The 21,408-nt window shown below is 61.0% G+C and carries 19 protein-coding genes and 1 tRNA gene; 17 read left to right on the top strand and 3 right to left on the bottom strand.

What is annotated here, in order from left to right; all coding sequences use genetic code 11:
* The first annotated feature begins 6 nt into the window (after positions 1-6).
* From pgaB to CAF87_RS24120, 8 genes are all read left to right on the top strand, one after another.
* The gene (pgaB, locus tag CAF87_RS24155) at positions 7-2,004 is read left to right on the top strand and encodes a poly-beta-1,6-N-acetyl-D-glucosamine N-deacetylase PgaB (protein ID WP_085733399.1); all 1,998 of its coding nucleotides are present in this window, start codon (positions 7-9) and stop codon (positions 2,002-2,004) included.
* Position 2,005: 1 nt separating this feature from the next.
* Positions 2,006-3,361 (top strand): poly-beta-1,6-N-acetyl-D-glucosamine synthase, encoded by a 1,356-nt coding sequence (pgaC, locus tag CAF87_RS24150; protein ID WP_085733398.1) that lies wholly within the window; start codon positions 2,006-2,008, stop codon positions 3,359-3,361.
* Positions 3,358-3,888 (top strand): poly-beta-1,6-N-acetyl-D-glucosamine biosynthesis protein PgaD, encoded by a 531-nt coding sequence (gene pgaD / locus CAF87_RS24145; RefSeq protein WP_085733397.1) that lies wholly within the window; start codon positions 3,358-3,360, stop codon positions 3,886-3,888. The genes pgaC and pgaD overlap by 4 nt, the downstream gene beginning before the upstream one ends.
* Before the next feature lie 103 nt (positions 3,889-3,991).
* Positions 3,992-4,552 (top strand): YbhB/YbcL family Raf kinase inhibitor-like protein, encoded by a 561-nt coding sequence (locus CAF87_RS24140; RefSeq protein WP_085733396.1) that lies wholly within the window; start codon positions 3,992-3,994, stop codon positions 4,550-4,552.
* 87 nt (positions 4,553-4,639) lie between these two features.
* On the top strand, positions 4,640-6,331 hold the full coding sequence (locus CAF87_RS24135) for a VWA domain-containing protein (RefSeq protein WP_085733395.1): 1,692 nt from the start codon (positions 4,640-4,642) through the stop codon (positions 6,329-6,331).
* 29 nt (positions 6,332-6,360) lie between these two features.
* Positions 6,361-6,942 carry an RNA polymerase sigma factor gene (locus CAF87_RS24130; protein WP_256576051.1) on the top strand — a complete coding sequence of 194 codons (582 nt, stop codon included), beginning with the start codon at positions 6,361-6,363 and terminating at the stop codon, positions 6,940-6,942.
* Positions 6,939-7,550, top strand: a complete 612-nt coding sequence (locus tag CAF87_RS24125; RefSeq protein ID WP_085733393.1) for a hypothetical protein — start codon at positions 6,939-6,941, stop codon at positions 7,548-7,550. The genes CAF87_RS24130 and CAF87_RS24125 overlap by 4 nt, the downstream gene beginning before the upstream one ends.
* A gap of 20 nt (positions 7,551-7,570) precedes the next feature.
* Entirely contained in the window at positions 7,571-7,840 is a 270-nt protein-coding gene (locus CAF87_RS24120; RefSeq protein WP_256576049.1) for a hypothetical protein, read from the top strand.
* A gap of 66 nt (positions 7,841-7,906) precedes the next feature.
* On the opposite strand, the gene CAF87_RS24115 is transcribed toward CAF87_RS24120, so the two are convergent.
* A tRNA-Arg gene (locus tag CAF87_RS24115) sits at positions 7,907-7,983 on the bottom strand.
* Positions 7,984-8,427: 444 nt separating this feature from the next.
* On the opposite strand from CAF87_RS24115, the gene gabD reads away from it, so the two are divergent.
* The 3 genes from gabD (at position 8,428) to CAF87_RS24100 (ending at position 12,686) form a co-directional block, all read left to right on the top strand.
* Positions 8,428-9,870 (top strand): NADP-dependent succinate-semialdehyde dehydrogenase, encoded by a 1,443-nt coding sequence (gabD, locus tag CAF87_RS24110; RefSeq protein ID WP_085733392.1) that lies wholly within the window; start codon positions 8,428-8,430, stop codon positions 9,868-9,870.
* A 186-nt stretch (positions 9,871-10,056) separates the two neighbouring features.
* Complete coding sequence (gene gabT, locus CAF87_RS24105) at positions 10,057-11,334, top strand: 4-aminobutyrate--2-oxoglutarate transaminase (protein ID WP_085733391.1); 1,278 nt, start codon at positions 10,057-10,059, stop codon at positions 11,332-11,334.
* Between the two features lie 140 nt (positions 11,335-11,474).
* Entirely contained in the window at positions 11,475-12,686 is a 1,212-nt protein-coding gene (locus CAF87_RS24100; RefSeq protein WP_085733390.1) for a response regulator, read from the top strand.
* Positions 12,687-12,711: 25 nt separating this feature from the next.
* Here the strand turns inward: CAF87_RS24100 and CAF87_RS24095 are convergent, their stop codons facing one another.
* Both CAF87_RS24095 and desA read right to left on the bottom strand, forming a co-directional pair.
* The gene (locus CAF87_RS24095) at positions 12,712-13,701 is read right to left on the bottom strand and encodes a sensor domain-containing diguanylate cyclase (protein ID WP_085733389.1); all 990 of its coding nucleotides are present in this window, start codon (positions 13,699-13,701) and stop codon (positions 12,712-12,714) included.
* 145 nt (positions 13,702-13,846) lie between these two features.
* Entirely contained in the window at positions 13,847-15,031 is a 1,185-nt protein-coding gene (gene desA / locus CAF87_RS24090; RefSeq protein ID WP_085733388.1) for a delta-9 fatty acid desaturase DesA, read from the bottom strand.
* Positions 15,032-15,177: 146 nt separating this feature from the next.
* Here desA and dibA point away from each other — a divergent pair, with 146 nt between their 5' ends.
* From dibA to CAF87_RS24060, 6 genes are all read left to right on the top strand, one after another.
* Complete coding sequence (dibA, locus tag CAF87_RS24085) at positions 15,178-17,097, top strand: phosphodiesterase DibA (RefSeq protein ID WP_085733387.1); 1,920 nt, start codon at positions 15,178-15,180, stop codon at positions 17,095-17,097.
* 190 nt (positions 17,098-17,287) lie between these two features.
* Complete coding sequence (oscA, locus tag CAF87_RS24080; RefSeq protein ID WP_085733386.1) at positions 17,288-17,470, top strand: sulfur starvation response protein OscA; 183 nt, start codon at positions 17,288-17,290, stop codon at positions 17,468-17,470.
* A 132-nt stretch (positions 17,471-17,602) separates the two neighbouring features.
* Positions 17,603-18,616 (top strand): sulfate ABC transporter substrate-binding protein, encoded by a 1,014-nt coding sequence (locus CAF87_RS24075; RefSeq protein WP_065257482.1) that lies wholly within the window; start codon positions 17,603-17,605, stop codon positions 18,614-18,616.
* 71 nt (positions 18,617-18,687) lie between these two features.
* Positions 18,688-19,506, top strand: coding sequence for a sulfate ABC transporter permease subunit CysT (cysT, locus tag CAF87_RS24070; RefSeq protein WP_007952818.1), 819 nt, complete (start codon positions 18,688-18,690; stop codon positions 19,504-19,506).
* 13 nt (positions 19,507-19,519) lie between these two features.
* Positions 19,520-20,392 carry a sulfate ABC transporter permease subunit CysW gene (cysW, locus tag CAF87_RS24065; protein ID WP_085733385.1) on the top strand — a complete coding sequence of 291 codons (873 nt, stop codon included), beginning with the start codon at positions 19,520-19,522 and terminating at the stop codon, positions 20,390-20,392.
* Positions 20,393-20,395: 3 nt separating this feature from the next.
* The gene (locus CAF87_RS24060; protein WP_085733384.1) at positions 20,396-21,385 is read left to right on the top strand and encodes a sulfate/molybdate ABC transporter ATP-binding protein; all 990 of its coding nucleotides are present in this window, start codon (positions 20,396-20,398) and stop codon (positions 21,383-21,385) included.
* Positions 21,386-21,408 lie beyond the last annotated feature (23 nt).

The following is a 21,408-nucleotide window of genomic DNA, read 5'->3' as shown; positions in this document are numbered from 1 at the left end:
TTGAAGATGCCTTTTATTTCGCGTTTCATCCTTCTGCTGGGAGTGCTGCTGGTCAGCGCTTGCGCCCAGCAAGCTCCGGCCTTCGCGCCGCCGTCCGAGCGCCCGGTGGCGGCCAATGAAAAACCATGGCCGAAAAACCACGTGCTGGGTATCGCCTATCACGACGTCGAGGATCGTGATCCCGATCAGGCCGTGGTGGCGGTGCGTACCGAGCGCATGATCGAGCAACTGGCGTGGCTGCGGGAAAACAACTACAAGCCGGTGACGGTCGATCAGATCATGGCCGCGCGCAAGGGCGGGCCGGAACTGCCGCCCAAGGCGATCCTGCTCAGCTTCGACGATGGTTATGCCAGCTTCTATACCCGCGTGCTGCCAGTGCTGCGCGCCTATAACTGGCATGCACTGCTGGCGCCGGTCGGCGTCTGGATCGACACACCGCTGAATCAGCCGGTGGATTTCGCCGGTACCCCGCGTCAGCGCTCCGACTTTTTGACCTGGGATCAGATACGGGAAATCTCGCAATCCGGCCTGGTGGAAATCGCTGCCCACACCGACGCCAGCCACAAAGGCATCCTCGCCAACCCGCAAGGCAACCTGCAGCCGGCGGCCGCGACCCGGCGTTATGATCCTGTGACCAAACGCTATGAGTCCGAAGCGGATTTCCAGGCACGTATCCGCACCGACGTGGCCACCATCTCGGAAAAGATCCGTAAGGCCACTGGCAAGAAACCACGGGTCTGGGTCTGGCCCTACGGCACGGCGGACGGTACTTCGCTGACCGTGGTCGGCGAACAGGGCTACGAAATGGCCCTGACCCTCGATGACGGTCTCGATGCCCTCGACAACCTGATGAGCAGCCCTCGGTTCCTGGTTGCGTCTGACCCGGATGGCGAGCACTTTGCCAACAGCATCGTAGCGGTGCAGTCCGACTCTCCCATGCGTGTGGTGCACGTAGACCTGGACAATGTTTATGACCCGGACCCGGCGCAACAGGAAGTCAACCTCGGCAAGCTGATCCAGCGCATGGCCGACATGGGCGCCAACACCGTATTCCTGCAAGCTTTCGCCGACCCGAAGGGCGATGGCTTGGTGCATTCGATGTACTTCCCCAACCGCCACTTGCCGGTGCGTGCCGATATTTTTGACCGTGTCGCCTGGCAACTGCGTACCCGGGCTCACGTGAAAGTGTTCGCCTGGATGCCGGTGCTGAGCTTTGCGCTGGACTCGAAACTGCCACGGGTCACGCGCTGGGATCCGAAGACCGGCACCACGTCGGTCGACCCGGATCAGTACAAGCGACTGTCGCCCTTCGACCCCGAAGTGCGACGGATCATCGGTGAAATCTACGAAGACGTGGCGCGCCTGACCTCGGTCGACGGCATTCTCTACCACGACGACGCCGTGCTGTCGGATTTCGAAGACGCCAGTCCCGAAGCGTTGAAGGCCTATGTTGCTCATGGTCTGCCGGGCTCGATTGCCGCCCTGCGTGATGATCCGGCGGCCATGCAGCGCTGGACCCGGTTCAAGAGCCGTTATCTGATCGACTTCACCAACGAACTGACCGCCAAGGTCCGCGCGATTCGTGGCCCGCAAGTGCTCACTGCACGCAACATCTTCGCCGAACCGATTCTAAACCCCGAGAGCGAAGCATGGTTCGCACAGAACCTTGACGACTTCCTCGTGAGCTACGACTGGACGGCGCCGATGGCCATGCCGCTCATGGAAAAACAGACCCATGCGCAATCCGGTCCGTGGCTCGAAGAACTGGTGGCGAAGATCAAACAGCGTCCCGGTGCGCTCGATCGCACGGTGTTCGAATTGCAGGCCCGGGACTGGACGAAAAAAGACCAGGCCGATATCGACGGTGCACAACTGGCCGACTGGATGGGCCGCCTCAAGCGTCAGGGCGCGACGAGTTTCGGCTACTACCCGGACAACTTCCTCGAGAACCTGCCGGACCTGAAAACCGTGCGGCCTGCGCTCTCCAACAAATGGAACCCATGACATGCTGGATAGACTGCTGGCCCTGCTTGTTCTGGCGATCGTCCTCGGCGTCCCGCTGGGGCTGATCTTCCTGGTCACCGGGCAATTCCTGATGGACTTCGTGTTTTTCTACCCGCTGTTCATGTCCGGGTTGTGGATTTCCGGTGGCCTGTATTTCTGGCTGCACTGGGAGCGGCACTGGCCGTGGAAGGACGACACGCTGCCGCCGCCGCTGGAAGGCGAACCGCTGATTTCGATCCTGATCCCTTGCTACAACGAGGGCGACAACGCCGCCGACACCATTCACGCGGCGCTGGCCCAGCATTACCCGAACATCGAAGTCATCGCGATCAACGACGGTTCCAAGGACAACACCGCCGAAGTGCTGGATGCGCTGGCCAAGGAAGACCCACGGCTGCGGGTACTGCACCTGGCGGAAAACCAGGGCAAGGCCGTGGCCCTGCGCATGGGCGCCATCGCTGCGCGCAGCGAATATCTGGTGTGCATCGACGGTGACGCGCTGCTGGCGCCGAACACCGCTGCTTACCTTGTGGCACCGATGCTCGACAACGCACGGTTGGGTGCAGTAACCGGCAACCCACGAATCCGCACGCGTTCGACATTGGTCGGGCGGGTCCAGGTCGGCGAGTTCTCGTCGATCATCGGGCTGATCAAGCGCACCCAGCGGGTGTTCGGGCGGATCTTCACTGTGTCGGGTGTGATCGTCGCGTTCCGCCGCACGGCATTAAACCGGGTCGGCTATTGGAGCCCGGACATGATCACCGAAGACATCGACATCAGCTGGAAACTGCAACTGGACCACTGGAGCATCTTCTACGAGCCCCGCGCGCTGTGCTGGATCCTGATGCCGGAAACCCTGGGCGGGCTGTGGAAACAGCGCCTGCGCTGGGCCCAGGGCGGTGCCGAAGTGCTGTTCAAGAACATTCGCGGCATCTGGCAGTACCGTCACCGTTACCTGTGGCCGCTGCTGTTCGAATACTGCCTGTCGACCGGGTGGGCGTTCACTTTCCTGTTGTCGGTGATTTTCTGGGTGATGGGCAAGTTCATGGTCATGCCTGAAGCGATCGCCGTGCATCACCTGATGCCGCCGGCGTTTACCGGGCTGCTGCTGGCCTTTGTCTGCCTGGTGCAGTTCGCGGTCAGCATCATCATCGACCGGCGCTACGAGCCAGGTCTGGGCAAGACCATGTTCTGGGTGGTCTGGTATCCGTTGGTGTTCTGGTTCATCAGCCTGCTGACCACGCTGGTCAGTTTTCCCAAGGTGCTGTTCGGCCAGCATCAGAAGCGTGCGCGTTGGGTCAGCCCGGACCGGGGTATCAAACCCGTCGGGGACGACGAAGAGGAGGTCATCAAATGAAAATCATCCGGACCCGCCAGCGACCATTCCTGGTGGTGGTCGATGTGATCCTCACGGTGCTGGCCTGGGTTGGCCTGCTGTATCTGTTGGTGCGCGGGCTGTGGCCGCTGATCGAAACCCATGCCGGCGGGCCGCGCATCGACAACTCGGCATTCGAAGCGCTGGGAACGTTGCAGATCTACCTGTGGGTGGCGCTGGTCAATGCCGTCATCCTGATTTCCTGGGCTCGTTATCAACAGCGCAAGAGCCGAAGTTTTGCTCAGCGTCGCCTGGCGGCTCCGGTGGTCGACGATGATGGCCTGAGCAAAAGCTTCAAGCTGTGCGATGACCGCCTGCAGAAACTTCGCAGTCCGGGTGTCATCACTATCCACAACAATCAGGACGGGGATGTCAGCCATGTGGTGCCGCACCTGTGGCCGGTGGAGCAGGCGGAATTGCCGCCGCCGCTGGCGCCGCTGGAGCATCCGCGGGTGATTTTTCTGCATGCCGAAGACGACGATAATCGTGAGCCGGTGAACCGTCTGTAAGCGCGGCGATACCAATGGGCGTCATTTGCCACTGCCACGGCACGAACGGTACAGCTATAGTCTGCAGGCCGAAGACGGCCCAACTGCACAAGGTGCTCCCGGAATGACCCGATTGACCTCTCTCAACCCTTGGCTGGCGGCCGTTGCCGTCGCCCTTTGCGTGCAGTTTCCCGCGCAGGCCCAGGAGCGCTTCACCCTCAGCATTCCCGGTGTTTCGGACAACCGTCTGTTCACCGCGGCGGCAGCCAGTGACGCCGCCGGTTGCGGCGGCAAGAACCAGTCGCCGGCGTTGAGCTGGAACGCTGGCCCGGCCGCGACCCAGAGCTACGCCATCGTGATGCACGATCCGGACGGCCAGAAAGGCCTCGGCGTCGATCACTGGGTTCACTACGGCATCAAGGCCACGACCCGGCAGATCCCGGCCGGGATTGGCACCAAGCCGACCTTCGAAGGCCTGGGTGGCACCAACAGCAAAGGCACGACCACCTATGTCGGCCCGTGCCCGCCGACCGGCGACAGTGCGCACCACTACATCATTCAGATCTATGCCCTGGACCTGGCCCCCGACGCCTTGCCGGCCGGTCTGACTCGCGCCCAACTGCTGGAAAAAATCAAAGGCCATGTGCTGCGCAACAGCAGTGCAGTGCGGCGTTATCACCGCTGAAAAAATTTCGGCGGCGTTTAACCCGGACTGAAAGGGCTGTCCGTCTCAGAGGTTGAATGGATCAATTCTTCCTCGAGGTCAGCCCCCATGACTCTTCCATCGACGCTTCTGCGACCCCTTGCTGCCGGCATGCTGTTGGCCGTCGCCGGTTGCGGCATTTCCTCCAGTCCGGAATCCGCTGCCGTACTGCCACCGGCGCAGCTCCCCTCGAAACCCGTGGTGCAGCAAGAAGTGGTCATGGCCGATCACTCCTTGGCCAAGCGCAGCGCGCTGGTGGCGCCGATGGCCAGTTTTGCACCGATCCCGGCCGGGGAAAGTTATCCACAGGACTATCGCGCTGAGCCGCGTGAGCAATACGAAACCCTGGCGGATAATCCGATCCACAGCGTTGCCGAAACGCCCGTTTCGACCTTCAGTGCCGATGTGGATACTGGCGCCTACGCCAATGTCCGCCGTCTGTTGAATCAGGGACGCCTGCCGCCGGAAGGCGCGGTTCGGCTGGAGGAGATGGTCAATTATTTTCCCTATGACTACGCGTTGCCCACTGACGGATCGCCGTTCGGCGTGACCACCGAACTGGCCGCGTCGCCCTGGAACCCGCACACCCGTCTGCTGCGCATTGGTATCAAGGCGTCCGACCGCGCTGTGGCGGAGCTGGCCCCGGCCAACCTGGTGTTTCTGGTGGATGTGTCCGGCTCGATGGACCGTCGCGAAGGGCTGCCGCTGGTCAAAAGCACCCTGAAGCTGCTGGTCGATCAACTGCGCGAGCAGGATCGCGTTTCGCTGGTGGTGTATGCCGGCGAATCCAGAGTCGTACTGGAGCCAACCTCCGGACGAGAAAAAGCGAAAATTCGCACAGCCATCGAGCAGTTGACTGCGGGAGGCTCGACCGCTGGTGCCTCCGGCATCGAGCTGGCCTACCAAATGGCGCAACAAGCCTTCATTCCCAAAGGCATCAACCGCATCCTGTTGGCCACCGACGGTGACTTCAACGTCGGCGTCAGCGACTTCGACAGCCTCAAGCAAATGGCTGTGGATAAACGCAAGACCGGGATTTCCCTGACCACCTTGGGTTTCGGTGTGGATAACTACAATGAACACCTGATGGAACAACTGGCGGATGCCGGTGACGGCAACTACGCCTACATCGACAACCTGCGCGAGGCGCGCAAGGTGTTGGTGGATCAGTTGGGTTCGACCCTCGCCGTGGTGGCGAAAAACGTCAAATTGCAGGTGGAATTCAACCCGGCGCAGGTCAGCGAATACCGGCTGCTCGGCTACGAAAATCGCGCGCTCAAGCGTGAGGATTTCAGCAATGACAAGGTCGATGCCGGCGAAATCGGTGCAGGGCATACGGTGACCGCGCTGTATGAAATTGTCCCGACAGGCGAGAAGGGCTGGCTGGAACCGCTGCGCTACGGTAAGTCGGAGCCGGCTGTTTCCGGGAAGAGCGGAGAATTGGCGATGCTGCGTGTGCGATATCAAAAGCCTGAAGGTGGGAAAAGTCTGCTGATCGAGCGGCCGATTGCCAGCCAGGTTGTGCCGGCCAGCGAAGACCTGAGATTCGCCGCCGCCGTCGCTGCGTTTTCCCAGCAACTCAAGGACGGCCGCTACACCGGTGACTTCAGCCTCAAAGACACCGAAGCGTTGGCCCGAGGTGCCCGTGGCGATGACCGCTTCGGCCTGCGCAACGAGTTCGTGCAACTGGTGGAACTGGCGCAGAGCTTGCGGACTTCGACCGCCTCCAATGCGCTGCCAAACGAGCGACGGGTTGAATAGTGAGCCGCCTGAAGGGGTTTATCAGCCAGCTGTTTGCCAGCGCAGACAGCCTTGAGGCCAGCAGCGACGAATCGCTGCTGGCCCGTTATCGCGAGGGCGACGGCAAGGCGTTCGAGATCTTGTACGCCCGTCACCGCCAGAGCCTGTACCGTTTCCTGCTCGGTTTGAGCGGCAAGCCGGAATTGGCCGAAGAGGTGTATCAGGAAACGTGGTTGAGCCTGATCCGCAGCGCCAGTCAGCCACAAGGTCGGGCGACTTTTCGTACCTGGTTGTTCCAGATTGCCCGCAACCGTCTGATCGATCACTGGCGCAAACACGGCGCCCATCAGCCGTTGCATGACAGCTACGACGAACAGACCCATGCGGTCAGTGACGATGCGAGCGACCCCGAACAACTGCTGAGCCTCAGCCGCGACAGCCTGCGCCTGGACAGCGCGCTGCAAACCCTGCCTGCCGACCAGCGCGAAGTGTTCCTGCTGCGCGCCCACGGTGACCTCGAGCTGGCGCAAATCGCCAGCCTCACCGAAACACCGCTGGAAACCGTCAAGAGCCGCTTGCGCTACGCCCAGCACAAACTGCGTCGGCTGCTGGCCGAGGAGGTATTGACATGACGGACACCCGCCAGACACCCGAAGAGCAACTGCTCAAGCATTATCGCGAGCAACAGCACGGCGAACCGCCGGCGAATCTCGACGCGCTGATTCTCAACGCCGCGCATCGCCAGATCCCGGCACTGAAGCCGAGCCTGTGGCAGCGCTGGCTCAAGGCCTGTCAGAGACCTCGCTACCAGGTAGCTTTCGCCAGTCTGGTCGGCATCGCGCTGATGCTGGCGCTGGTGCAACGCGCCCCGGAACCCGTGGCTCATTACGATTTCGCTCCTGCCGCCAAACCTGCTGCGCCACTGGCCCGCAAGGAGGCCATTGAATCCCGGACGTTGTCAGGCCCTGCTGGCGCGCTGTCCGCACCCGCGCCCGCTCCGATGACGGAAATGGCTGCGCCGATGCAAAGCGAGTCGATCAGCGCCGACAGGGCTGACGAAGCCAAAGTCGGCAAGCGCGCTGCCGCCCCGGCCAATGGCCTCGACGAGCAACTACGCGAGGTCCTGCGCCTGCGCGAATCCGGTCAATCACAAGCGGCGGATACGCTGTACAACAATCTGCACAAGCGTTACCCGAGCGTGAATCTGGACCTGCGCCTTGAACAAATCCGTCAGAACTGACCGGGTGATCTCTCAGCCATTTGGCATTGCCCCGCAAAAACGCGCACTATCAGGCCATTGCCGATGCGCTGGAGGATGCCGTGGCCCAAAAAATCGACCGCATCGCCCAAATGCTCAACTGCCCGGTGAAGGGTGAGGAACTGCGGCGAGCAGTGACCGAGAGTCGTAAGGAATTTCTTCTGGCGAAGCAGGCGGAAGAAGATCTGGAGGAAGACGTTCTTGATGATGAGTTGATCGAGGACGACGAAGACAATGATGAATACGATGAGTTTGACTGGACGACGGAGTGAGTCGCCAGTCAGCACCCACAAAAAAGCCCCAGACCTTACGGCCTGAGGCTTTTTCGTTTCTGTTCATGGCGCACCAGGCGGGATTCGAACCCACGACCCCTGCCTTCGGAGGGCAGTACTCTATCCAGCTGAGCTACTGGTGCAGCGGGCGCCATCATACCTAGGTCGGCTCGGGGCGTCCATGCCGGGTTTTGGTGCTGATTGTCAGTGCGCGTGTCGGTCGAAAGCGCTGCATTCCATAAAGCTGTAACGTCCTGCAAAAGGCTCGCTTGGCGCTTTGGCGGGACTGAACTAAGGTTTCGTTGCGACGCAGGCTTGTTGTTCGTTGATCTGAAAAGTCCGGCAAAAGCGGTGTTTTTGTTCTTTTTTTCGAACGACCTATTGTCCTTTACCCCCTTTGATCCTACGATCCGTTTGAGATTTCAAACGCTCTTTGATCGGGTGCCGAGCCGCACGTGTTTGCAACCGTGCACTCTTCAGGTGCTTCAGCCCGGTGAATGATTTCCCTGACGGCAGCCTTGCGAGGCGCCTTTCTACAATCATAATTTTGCTCCGCGCTGGCCGCGGTGCTGTTAAGGAAAGCCGACATGCAGCTTAAAGACACCCAGTTGTTCCGCCAGCAAGCCTTCATCGATGGCGCTTGGGTCGACGCGGACAACGGTCAGACGATCAAGGTCAACAACCCGGCCACCGGCGAAATCCTCGGCACCGTGCCGAAGATGGGCGCTGCCGAAACCCGCCGCGCGATTGAAGCCGCTGACAAAGCGCTGCCGGCCTGGCGTGCACTGACCGCCAAGGAGCGTGCAGGCAAACTGCGTCGCTGGTTCGAGCTGATCATCGAGAACCAGGAAGACCTGGCTCGCCTGATGACCCTGGAGCAGGGCAAGCCACTGGCCGAAGCCAAGGGCGAAATCGTCTACGCCGCTTCGTTCATCGAGTGGTTCGCCGAAGAAGCCAAGCGTATCTACGGCGACGTGATTCCGGGCCACCAGCCGGACAAGCGCCTGATCGTGATCAAGCAGCCGATCGGCGTGACCGCCGCCATCACCCCGTGGAACTTCCCGGCGGCGATGATCACCCGTAAAGCAGGCCCGGCCCTGGCCGCCGGTTGCACCATGGTGCTCAAGCCTGCATCGCAAACCCCGTTTTCCGCTTTCGCCCTGGCCGAACTGGCCCAGCGCGCCGGCATCCCTAAAGGTGTGTTCAGCGTGGTGTCCGGCAGCGCCGGCGACATCGGCAGCGAGCTGACCAGCAACCCGATCGTGCGCAAACTGTCCTTCACCGGCTCGACCGAAATCGGTCGTCAGCTGATGTCGGAATGCGCCAAGGACATCAAGAAAGTCTCGCTGGAACTGGGCGGCAACGCACCGTTCATCGTGTTTGACGACGCGGACCTGGATAAGGCCGTCGAAGGCGCGATCATTTCCAAGTACCGCAACAACGGCCAGACCTGCGTCTGCGCCAACCGTCTTTACATTCAGGATTCGGTCTACGACGCCTTCGCCGAGAAGCTGAAAGTCGCCGTTGCCAAACTGAAGATCGGCAACGGTCTGGAAGATGGCACCACCACTGGCCCGCTGATCGACGAGAAAGCTGTGGCCAAGGTGCAAGAGCACATTGCTGACGCCGTTGCCAAAGGCGCAACCGTGCTGGCCGGTGGCAAGCAGATGGAAGGCAACTTCTTCGAGCCGACCATCCTGACCAACGTGCCGAAAAACGCTGCGGTGGCCAAGGAAGAAACCTTCGGTCCGCTAGCGCCGCTGTTCCGCTTCAAAGACGAAGCCGAAGTGATCGCGATGTCGAACGACACCGAGTTCGGTCTGGCTTCCTACTTCTACGCTCGCGACCTGGGCCGTGTGTTCCGTGTGGCTGAAGCCCTGGAGTACGGCATGGTCGGCGTCAACACCGGGCTGATCTCCAACGAAGTCGCGCCATTCGGCGGCATCAAGGCTTCGGGCCTGGGCCGTGAAGGCTCCAAGTACGGCATCGAAGATTACCTGGAAATCAAATACCTCTGCCTGGGCATCTAAGCCTCGGTAGTAGATCGCTGTAAACGCAAAGGGCACGAGAGCGCTGTCCCTTTGCGTCGTTTCAAACCGGAATTTTCTCTGCGGCCGGGAACGCCGTGGCAGTCGATCATCGCATGCTGCCACCGCCGATTCCTCCCGCTTAATCCTTGAACCACGCCGCCCGATGAGCGGTGAATGAGGACTGTAATGAGCAAGACTAACGCTGACTTGATGGCCCGCCGTACCGCCGCTGTTCCACGTGGTGTTGGCCAGATTCACCCGATCTTCGCCGAGTCCGCGAAGAACGCGACCGTGACCGACGTTGAAGGTCGTGAATTCATCGACTTCGCCGGCGGTATCGCCGTGCTGAACACCGGCCACGTGCACCCGAAAATCATCGCCGCCGTGACCGAACAGCTGAACAAGCTGACTCACACCTGCTTCCAGGTACTGGCCTACGAGCCGTACGTTGAGCTGTGCGAAAAAATCAATGCTCGCGTACCGGGCGACTTCGCCAAGAAAACCCTGCTGGTGACCACCGGGTCCGAAGCCGTTGAAAACGCCGTGAAAATCGCTCGTGCCGCCACCGGCCGCGCTGGCGTGATCGCTTTCACCGGCGCTTACCATGGTCGCACCATGATGACCTTGGGTCTGACCGGTAAAGTCGTGCCTTACTCGGCCGGCATGGGCCTGATGCCAGGTGGCATCTTCCGCGCGCTGTACCCGAACGAGCTGCACGGCGTGAGCATCGACGACTCGATCGCTTCCATTGAACGCATCTTCAAGAACGACGCCGAGCCGAAAGACATCGCTGCGATCATCATCGAGCCTGTGCAGGGTGAAGGTGGTTTCTACGTCGCGCCGAAAGAATTCATGAAGCGTCTGCGCGCCCTGTGCGACCAGCACGGCATCCTGCTGATTGCTGACGAAGTGCAGACCGGCGCTGGCCGTACCGGCACTTTCTTCGCCATGGAACAGATGGGCGTTGCCGCCGACCTGACCACCTTCGCCAAATCCATCGCTGGCGGCTTCCCGCTGGCCGGTGTCTGCGGCAAGGCCGAATACATGGACGCCATCGCTCCAGGCGGCCTGGGCGGCACCTACGCCGGTAGCCCGATCGCTTGCGCCGCGGCCCTGGCCGTGATGGAAGTGTTCGAAGAAGAAAAACTGCTGGATCGCAGCAAGGCTGTCGGCGAGCGTCTGGTCACCGGCCTGAAGGCCATCCAGGCCAAGTACCCGGTGATCGGCGAAGTCCGTGCCCTGGGCGCCATGATCGCGGTCGAGCTGTTCGAAAACGGCGACAGCCACAAGCCAAACCCTACTGCCGTAGCAGCGGTGGTGGCCAAGGCACGCGACAAGGGCCTGATCCTGCTGTCCTGCGGCACCTACGGCAACGTTCTGCGCGTACTGGTTCCGCTGACCTCGCCTGACGAGCAACTGGACAAAGGTCTGGCGATCATCGAAGAGTGCTTCTCGGAGCTGTAAGCCCGGGCACTGTGTGATCGGATCGACAAAAAACCCGCTTCGGCGGGTTTTTTCATGCCCGGGAAACACTTGCGCGGTTTTCAGGTTGTACCGAAACGCCAGCATTGGCTAAGGTTCAAGCATTGCAAGGGAGGGCGAGCATGACTGCCGTCGAATTACCCGCTGTACCCCGGGTCCTGATTGCCGAGGCCGACCCATGGTCTCGTGACCTGCTCAAACAAGTTTTGCTCAACGTACGCTGCGATGCGCGGCTGGATCTGTGCGCCGATGGTCAGGAGGCGATGTCTCTGCTCGGCGAAGTGCCCTATGACCTGGCCATCGTTGACTGGGAGCTGCCCGGTGTCGATGGCTTGAGCGTGTTGCGCAGTGTCCGCCAGCGTAAACGCAATCCGCCGCTGCCGTTCATTCTGATGAGCAGCCGCAACGACAGCGCCAGCGTGCGCGAAGCCCTGCCATTGGCGCCGACGGCCTATCTGGCCAAACCCCTGAACATGGAAAGCCTGACGGAGCGTTTGCAGGGGCTGCTGCTCAATGCCGGCGAGGAAGTGTTCTGCGAAGTGCCTGCACTGGCGCCGGGCATGACCCTGTCGGTGTTCCTCGAGCGTCGTCGCGAGCAGGCCGACGGCGCGCCATTGATGACCGACGTGCAAGTGGCGGTCAAACGCAGCCTCCACCCCAATGGGCTGGATCTGAAGCTGCTGGAAGAGGAAATCCGCACCGACCCACAGATCACTGCGGTGTTGATCGCAGCGGCCAACAGCGCCGCTCAGCACCACGGCGCGGCTGTGCAGACACTGGCCCAGGCGCTGCATCGCCTGGGCACCGGGCAAAGCATGAACCTGATTCTTGGCCTGGCGCTCAAGCGCAGCGCCAGACTCAGCGATCCGTGCCTGGCGGACTACGCGGAGCGCTATTGGGGCCTGTCGCTGCACACCGCTGAATACGCGCGTACTCTGGCGCGTCTGCTCGATCTGGATCAGGAGCGCTGCTATTGCGCCGGGATGCTTCATCGTCTCGGCGATCTGGCACTGCTGCGTTGTTTGCAGGAGTGGAAGCAGGCCGGCGGCGAGCTGGATGAACTGGAAGAAGTCGGTGATGCGCTGGCGGAGTTCGGTGCCGCCTACGGTTCGGCATTGCGCACCCGCTGGCGCCTGCCACTGGAGCTGCGCGAGCTGATTGCCTCGGTCTACCAACTCGGTGGCGGGGTGTACTCCCGCGAAGCGCTGGTGATGAACATGGCGGCGCAGATGGCACGGCTGACCGAGCACGAGGGTGTTGAGGAGCTGGCGAAGAGTCGCACGGCGCGCTTGCTCAAGATCGGGTTGCCGGAGCTGATGCGGATGCGCAAATAGCGCTCGTCCCGCATCAGCGCGGTGTTCAGGCCGAGATGATCCGGTTCTTGCCCTGACGCTTGGCCTCGTACATCGCTGCATCGGCCCGGGCGAACAGACTGTCCAGGCTTTCGTCTTTCGGGGTGAGGCTGGTCAGGCCCTGGCTGACGGTGATGCCGAACACTTGTTCGCCGTGGCTGAAGCTCAATCGCTGGATTTCCTGTTGCAGCCGCTCGGCCACCTGCATCGCCATGTCCGGCGCACAGCCCGGAAAAACCGCAGCAAACTCTTCACCGCCAATCCGTCCGAACAGGTCGCCCCGGCGCAGCGAGGCACGCCCGCATTCGGCGATTCGTTGCAGCACGTTGTCGCCTTCCGGGTGACCGTAGGTGTCGTTGATCACCTTGAAGTCATCGATGTCCAGCAGCAGAAACGCCAGTGGCGCACCCTGCAGGCGGGCTTCTTCAAACTCGCGATTGGCGCATTCGAAGAAGTGTCGACGGTTGCTGCTCTGGGTCAGCACGTCGGTGGTGGCCAGGCGTTGCAACTCGGTTTCCATCTGCTTCTTTTCGGTGATGTCTTCAGCGATGCCGACGATGATCACCGGTTGTCCCGGTTCTTCCTGGCGGTTGATGAAGCATTTGTCGCTGATCCAGCGCACCTGGCCGTCGGCGTCGATGATCCGGTATTCGCGGTCTTCCACGGCGCCCTTTTGCAGCACTTCGGCAAGGCTGCGTTCGGCGTACTCGAGGTCGTCGGGGTAGATGCTGTCGCGCCACTGGTTGTAGTCGGCGAGCAGCAGGGCTGCCGAGCGGCCAAAAATTCGTTCATAGGCGGGGCTGACGTACAGCACCTGACGGGTTTCCCAGTTGAAGGCCCAAAGCACGGCGTTGACACTGACCAGCAGCGAGCTGAACAACTGTTCGCGTTCGCTCAGGCGCGCGACTTCGCCCTGGGCGTGCATCAATGCCATCAGGGTTTGCGCGGCTTCTGGCCACTGGGGAAGGGATGAGTCTTTTTGATTGTTGTTGACCATCGACACGGATCTCAAAGGGCGTGCCGATCAGTCGACAACGGCCACGGGACAACCCGCCGGGGGTGGCGAAGTGTCTTTGAGATAGGGGATCGGAGGTGAAGTTCCGAAGGGTGCGCCCGGGAACCGGGCGCACCGATCAACGGCATCAGACGGCGGCAGGGCGTAGCGAGTAGGTCTTCAATTGGTTGGCGAATTCGCGCAGGGACTGGATGCCACTGGCCTCGGCCTCGTGAACCCATTCCTTGATGGCCGCGAGCATGTCGTGGCCATTTGCGCTGGTCTTGACCCAGATCTGCTGCAGGGCCAGGCGTTTCTCGTAGATTACCTTCAGCGCCTGACTGTGCTCGAGCATGTTCTGGATGCGCGCGTGGTGGCGATCCTCCAGCAGGCTGGTTTCACGGGATAGCAGACGCTTGGCGCGGTGGAACTGGTGGCGTACCGAATGATCGACCTTGTCCAGCTCCTGCTTGACCAGCGGTCCGATCACCAGCTTGCGGTACTGGGCCATGATCTGGAAACGGTTGTTGAGGATCGCCATGGCGGTGTCCATGTCCAGGCTGCCCTTGCCTTCGACGCGGTGAGCGATCGGCGCGACCCGCTGCACCTTGGCCAGGCGCAGGAAGCTGAAGATCTGGATCCAGGCCCAGCCGAGGTCGAATTCCCACTTCTTGACCGACAGCTTGGCCGAGTTGGGGTAGGTGTGATGGTTGTTGTGCAGTTCTTCGCCGCCGATCAGGATGCCCCATGGCACCAGATTGGTCGCGGCATCGCGACATTCGAAATTGCGGTAGCCGATGGCATGGCCGAGACCATTGACCACGCCGGCCGCCCAGACCGGAATCCACATCATCTGGATTGCCCAGATGGTGATGCCGATGGTGCCGAACAGCAGCAGGTCAACGACCGCCATGATTGCAATGCCCAGCAACCGGTAGCGGCTGTAGAGGTTGCGCTCGATCCAGTCTTCCGGGCAGTTTTTGCCGTAGATGCGCAGGGTCTCGGCGTTCTGCGCTTCCTCGCGGTACAGCTCGGCACCTTTGCGCAGGACGGTAGACAGACCTTTGACGACCGGACTGTGCGGGTCATCCTCGGTTTCGCATTTGGCGTGGTGCTTGCGGTGGATGGCCGTCCACTCACGGGTGTTCTGCGCGGTGGTCAGCCACAGCCAGAAACGGAAGAAATGCTTCAGGCCGGCATTCAGCTCCAGGGAGCGATGGGCCGAGTAGCGGTGCAAGTAGACCGTGACGGCAACGATCGTCACATGGGTCATCAGCAGGGTGACGGCGACCAGTGACCAGGCCGACAAGCCAAGAAAACCTTCGTACCACATAGGCTATAGGGCCCTCGATAGAGAAAAAACAGCCGTTGCATTATCACCAAGCACACAGATAAAACCAGTCGCCCTTTCAGATAAGAGATGGCTGGATGTTTCTTGACCTATAATCCCGACATTTTTGTAGGGACATGGACGGCCGAATGTCTGCCACATACCGCGATGCCTTGCGTGCAGCGCTGCTTTACCTGGTTCTTGCCGTTGTCTGGCTGCAAGGCATTGGCTATTTATTGAACAGTTTCTTCGATAGCTCTGATCAGTTGCTGCGTTGGCAACTGATCAACGGCTATGCCTTTGTGGTGTTCAGCGCCGGTTTGATCTTTCTTGCCCGGGCGCGCCTGTTCGAATGCCTGGGCATCGGTGCACGGTTGCGTGAGCGCCAGGCCGATCGTGAACGCCTGCGTCAGGCGGCTGCGGTGTTCGATTGCACCCGCGAAGGTGTGCTGGTCACGGACCGACAGGGGCTGATCGTGCACGTCAATCGCGCGTTCATGGAGATCACCGGTTATCAGCGCGATGAAGTCATTGGCCAGCAGCCCAGCCTGTTCAAGTCCGGTCATCATCCGCCGGGTTTTTATCAGGCGATGTTCGCCACGTTGCAGGCGCAGGATGAATGGAGCGGCGAGATCTGGAACCGGCGCAAGAGCGGTGAAATTTATCCACAGTGGCAAACCATCCGGGTGATTCGCGATGAGGACGATCGGCTCAGTCATTACGTCGCGGTGTTTTCCGACATCAGCGCGATCAAGGATTCCGAACACGAACTCAAGCACCTGGCTCACCACGATCCGCTGACCGACCTGCCCAATCGCCTGCTGTTCAGTGATCGCGCCGAACAGGCACTGGCTTCGGCACAGACCCACAAGCGCGGCTGCGCACTGCTGATGATCGACCTCGATCACTTCAAACTGATCAACGACAGTCTCGGCCACAACATCGGTGACCGTTTGCTCAAGGCGGTTGCTGTGCGTTTGCAGGCGCTGTTCGGATCGGGCATCACCCTGGCGCGGCTGGGTGGCGACGAGTTCGCGGTGTTGATGGAAAGTTGTCCACAGCCGGCGCAGGCCGCTGCACTGGCCCAACGGATTCTCGATGCACTCAAGGAGCCGTTCTGCCTCGACGGCCACGAATTGTTCATCAACGCCAGCCTCGGCATCAGCCTGTTTCCAAGTGATGCGCTGAGCGCCGAACAGCTGTTGCGCAACGCCGATGCGGCGTTGTTCAAGGCCAAAAGCAGCGGCCGCAACGGCTATGCGTTGTACACCGAAGAACTCACGGCTCATGCCCAGCAACGGGTCGAGATTGCCTTCGAATTGCGCCGCGCGCTGGAGCAGCAGGAGTTGCGGGTCTATTACCAGCCCGTCCACGACCTGCAGACCAGTCGCCTGATCGGCGTCGAGGCGCTGGTGCGCTGGGAGCATCCGCAGCGGGGGCTTGTGTCACCCGCGGAGTTCATCCCGATTGCCGAGCGCACCGGGATGATTTCGGAAATCGACGCCTGGGTCATGCAGCAGGCCTGTCGACAGATGTGCCAATGGCAGCGGGCCGGGGTAGTGCTGTCGTTTGTCGCGGTTAACGTGTCGTCGCGGCTGTTCGCCCGCCGCGAGCTTTATCAACAGGTGGCGCAGGTGCTGCACGATACCGGTCTGGACCCGGCCTATCTGGAACTGGAAGTTACCGAGAGCGCGGTGATGGATGATCCGGAAGTCGCGCTGGAACAGATGCATCGTCTGCGCGAGCTGGGCATTCGCCTGGCCATCGATGACTTTGGTACCGGTTATTCGTCGCTGCTGCGGCTCAAGCGCCTGCCGGTGCAGAAGCTCAAGATCGATCAGGGCTTCGTCGCCGGACTGCCGTGGGACGAGGACGATGCGGCAATCGTCAGGGTGATCATCGCTTTGGCCCGCAGCATGGGCATGCAGGTGCATGCCGAGGGCATCGAGCAGGCCGAGCAGGCGGCATTCCTGCTGGAGCAGGCGTGCGATCTGGGGCAGGGCTACTGGTTCGGGCGGCCGGTGCCTGAAGCTCAGATCGACTGGGCCAGAGCGCCGGCAATCGGCTGAAGGATATGCGCAGCGGGTTTGTGAACGGGCAAATCCGCCGCAACCCCTTGCTGCATCACATAATGTTTTCCAGTTATATAAACATTCTTAAATAGTCTTTTTAAGAATATCTGCGCCTCTCTTATATTGCTCCCACGCCGAACGCAGTGCCGCCCACTGCCAGGCATATCCCATACAAAGGAGCAGCACCATGAGCGCATCCCTGCGTAGCGTTGACGGTCAGGACGAAACCACCATCTTGCGCGAAATCCAGAGCGCCTTGCGCGATCTGCGTTTCGGCGCGGTGGAAATCACTGTGCACAACGCCCAAGTGGTCCAGATCGAACGCAAAGAGAAATTCCGTCTGCAGCAACCGGGTAACAAGCCGGCCTGATTCGTAGTCTGCGGCAGCTCCTGCGGGGAGCTGTTGGCAGAAGCTGCCACAGGCTGCGGTCGTTGAATGAGCAACCCGATTCCAGCAATACATAAGAAAAAGCCACCACCAAGAATTCCAGGAGCTTTCACCATGTCGTCGATTCGCCGTTACGCTTTGGCCGCCCTGGCCAGTGCTGTGTTTGCCGGTTCCGCGGTTGCCAAGGATTACGAATTGCTCAACGTTTCGTATGACCCGACGCGCGAGCTGTATCAGGATTACAACGCCGAATTCGTGAAGTACTGGCAGGCAGAGCATGCCGGCGACACCGTGAAAATCCAGCAATCCCACGGCGGTTCGGGCAAGCAGGGCCGTGCGGTGATCGACGGTCTGCGCGCCGACGTCGTGACCCTGGCACTGGCCGGCGACATCGACGAAATCGCCAAGCTCGGCAAGACCCTGCCGGCCGACTGGCAGAAGCGTCTGCCGGACGCCAGCACCCCGTACACCTCGACCATCGTGTTCCTGGTGCGCAAGGGCAACCCGAAAGGCATCAAGGACTGGGGCGACCTGATCAAGAACGACGTCTCGGTGATCACGCCGAACCCGAAAACCTCCGGCGGTGCACGCTGGAACTTCCTCGCGGCATGGGCCTACGGCCTGAAAGCCAACGGCGGCAACGAAGCGAAAGCCAAGGAATACGTACAGACCCTGTTCAAGCACGTTCCGGTCCTGGACACCGGCGCCCGTGGCTCGACCATCACCTTCGTCAACAACGGTCAGGGTGACGTGTTGCTGGCCTGGGAAAACGAAGCCTTCCTGGCGCTGAAAGAAGACGGCGGCAAGGACAAGTTCGACATCGTCGTGCCTTCGCTGTCGATCCTCGCCGAACCTCCGGTGGCCGTGGTCGACAAGAACGCCGAGAAGAAGGGCAACGAGCAGATCGCCGAAGCCTACCTCAAGCACCTGTACAGCCCGGCCGGCCAGGAAATCGCGGCGAAGAACTTCTACCGCCCGCGTGACAAGGACGTGGCCGCCAAGTACGCCCAGCAGTTCCCGAAACTGGAGCTGGTGACCATCGACAAGGACTTCGGCGGCTGGAAAACCGCACAGCCGAAATTCTTCAACGACGGTGGCGTGTTCGACCAGATCTATCAGGCGCAGTAATCTGAAATAGGTCATAAACGAGCCCCGATTTAACCGTCGGGGCTTTGTGCGTTCTCAAACCAAGGACTTTTATGTCGCGTCGTATCTCCCCCGTCATACCCGGCTTCGGGCTGACGCTGGGCTACACCTTGGTGTACCTCAGCCTGATTGTGCTAATCCCGCTGGCGGCGATGTTCGTCCACGCCGCCCAACTCACCTGGGATCAGTTCTGGACGATCATCTCCGCGCCCCGTGTTCTCGCCGCATTGAAGCTGAGCTTCGGCACCGCGCTGTGCGCCGCGATCATCAACGGCATCATCGGCACGTTGCTGGCCTGGGTGCTGGTGCGCTACACGTTCCCGGGGCGCAAGGTGATCGATGCGATGATCGATCTGCCGTTCGCCCTGCCGACCGCGGTGGCCGGTATTGCGCTCACTGCGCTGTACACGCCGACCGGGCTGGTCGGGCAATTTGCCGCCGACCTCGGTTTCAAGATCGCCTACACCCCGCTCGGGATCACTCTGGCGCTGACCTTCGTGACCCTGCCGTTCGTGGTGCGCACGGTGCAGCCGGTGTTGGCCGACATTCCCCGTGAAGTCGAAGAAGCGGCGGCGTGCCTCGGTGCCAAGCCGCTACAAGTGTTCCGCCACATCTTGCTGCCGGCACTGTTGCCAGCCTGGCTGACCGGTTTTGCCCTGGCGTTTGCCCGGGGCGTCGGCGAGTACGGTTCGGTGATTTTCATCGCTGGCAACATGCCGATGAAAACCGAGATCCTGCCGCTGCTGATCATGGTCAAGCTCGATCAATACGACTACACCGGCGCCACTTCCATCGGCGTGCTGATGCTGGTGGTTTCCTTCGTCCTGTTGCTGCTGATCAACTTGCTGCAGCGGCGCATCGAAACCCCATAAGGAGGCGCGAACCATGTCCCAATCGTCTATTGCGGCCGCTTCCTCGGCCAACGCCGCCCGCCGTGGCAGCGCGACTTCGCGCAGAGTGCTGATCGGCCTCGGCTGGCTGATTTTCTTCCTGTTCCTGCTGCTGCCGCTGTTCATCGTGGTGTCGCAGGGTTTGAAAAACGGCCTCGGTGCATTCTTCACCGCGATCTTTGAACCGGATGCCTTGTCGGCGCTGAAACTCACCGTGATCGCCGTGCTGATTTCGGTGCCGCTGAACCTGGTGTTCGGTGTCAGCGCCGCGTGGTGCGTGAGCAAATACTCGTTCCGTGGCAAGAGTATGCTGGTGACGCTGATCGACCTGCCGTTCTCGGTCTCGCCGGTGATCGCCGGTCTGGTCTACGTGTTGATGTTCGGCGCCCAGGGCCTGTTCGGGCCGTGGCTGCAGGATCACGACATCCAGATCGTCTTCGCCCTGCCGGGCATCGTGCTGGCGACGATCTTCGTCACAGTGCCGTTCGTGGCCCGTGAGCTGATCCCGCTGATGCAGGAACAAGGCACTCAGGAAGAAGAAGCCGCGCGCCTGCTCGGTGCCAATGGCTGGCAGATGTTCTGGCATGTGACCGTCCCCAACATCAAATGGGGCCTGATCTATGGTGTGGTGCTGTGTACCGCACGGGCCATGGGTGAGTTCGGCGCGGTGTCGGTGGTTTCCGGGCACATTCGCGGGGTGACCAACACCTTGCCGCTGCACGTCGAGATCCTCTACAACGAATACAACCACGTGGCCGCGTTCGCTGTGGCGAGCCTGTTGCTGATCCTGGCGCTCTTCATCCTGCTGCTCAAGCAGTGGAGCGAAAACCGTATCAACCGCCTGCGCGCCAGCGCCGCGGAGGAATAGTTCATGTCAATCGAAGTGCGTAACGTCAGCAAGAATTTCAATGCGTTCAAGGCGCTGGACAACATCAGCCTGGATATCCACAGCGGTGAACTGGTGGCGCTGCTCGGCCCGTCCGGCTGCGGCAAGACCACCTTGCTGCGCATTATTGCCGGTCTGGAAACCCCGGATAACGGCAACATCGTGTTCCATGGCGAAGATGTGTCCGGCCATGACGTGCGTGATCGCAACGTCGGTTTCGTGTTCCAGCACTACGCCCTGTTTCGCCACATGACTGTGTTCGACAACGTCGCGTTCGGCCTGCGCATGAAACCGAAAAACCAGCGCCCGAGCGAGAGCCAGATCGCGACCAAGGTTCACGAGCTGCTGAACATGGTGCAACTGGACTGGTTGTCGGATCGTTATCCGGAGCAACTGTCCGGCGGCCAGCGTCAGCGTATCGCTCTGGCTCGCGCCCTGGCGGTAGAACCGAAAGTGCTGTTGCTCGACGAGCCGTTCGGCGCCCTCGACGCCAAGGTGCGTAAAGAGCTGCGTCGCTGGCTGGCGCGTCTGCACGAAGACATCAACCTGACGTCGGTGTTCGTGACCCACGACCAGGAAGAGGCGATGGAAGTGGCCGACCGCATCGTGGTGATGAACAAGGGTGTGATCGAACAGATCGGCTCACCGGGCGATGTTTACGAAAACCCGGCCAGCGATTTCGTCTATCACTTCCTCGGCGACTCGAACCGTCTGCATCTGGGCGATGACAATCACGTGCTGTTCCGCCCGCACGAAGTGTCGCTGTCGCGGCATGAGCTGGAGGATCACCACGCCGCTGAAGTCCGCGATATCCGGCCGTTGGGTGCGACCACACGGGTAACGTTGAAGGTAGAAGGCCAGACGGATCTGATCGAGGCGGAAGTGGTGAAGGATCACGACAGCCTGACCGGATTGGCGAAGGGGGAGACGTTGTTCTTCAAGCCGAAGGTCTGGCAGAAAGTCGCCAGCCTCTAAAACCATCGCTCGTTCCCACGCAG

This window comes from Pseudomonas sp. R38(2017) (genome assembly GCF_002112395.1).
Classification (GTDB): Bacteria; Pseudomonadota; Gammaproteobacteria; order Pseudomonadales; family Pseudomonadaceae; genus Aquipseudomonas.
This window is presented reverse-complemented; position numbering and strand designations above follow the sequence as displayed.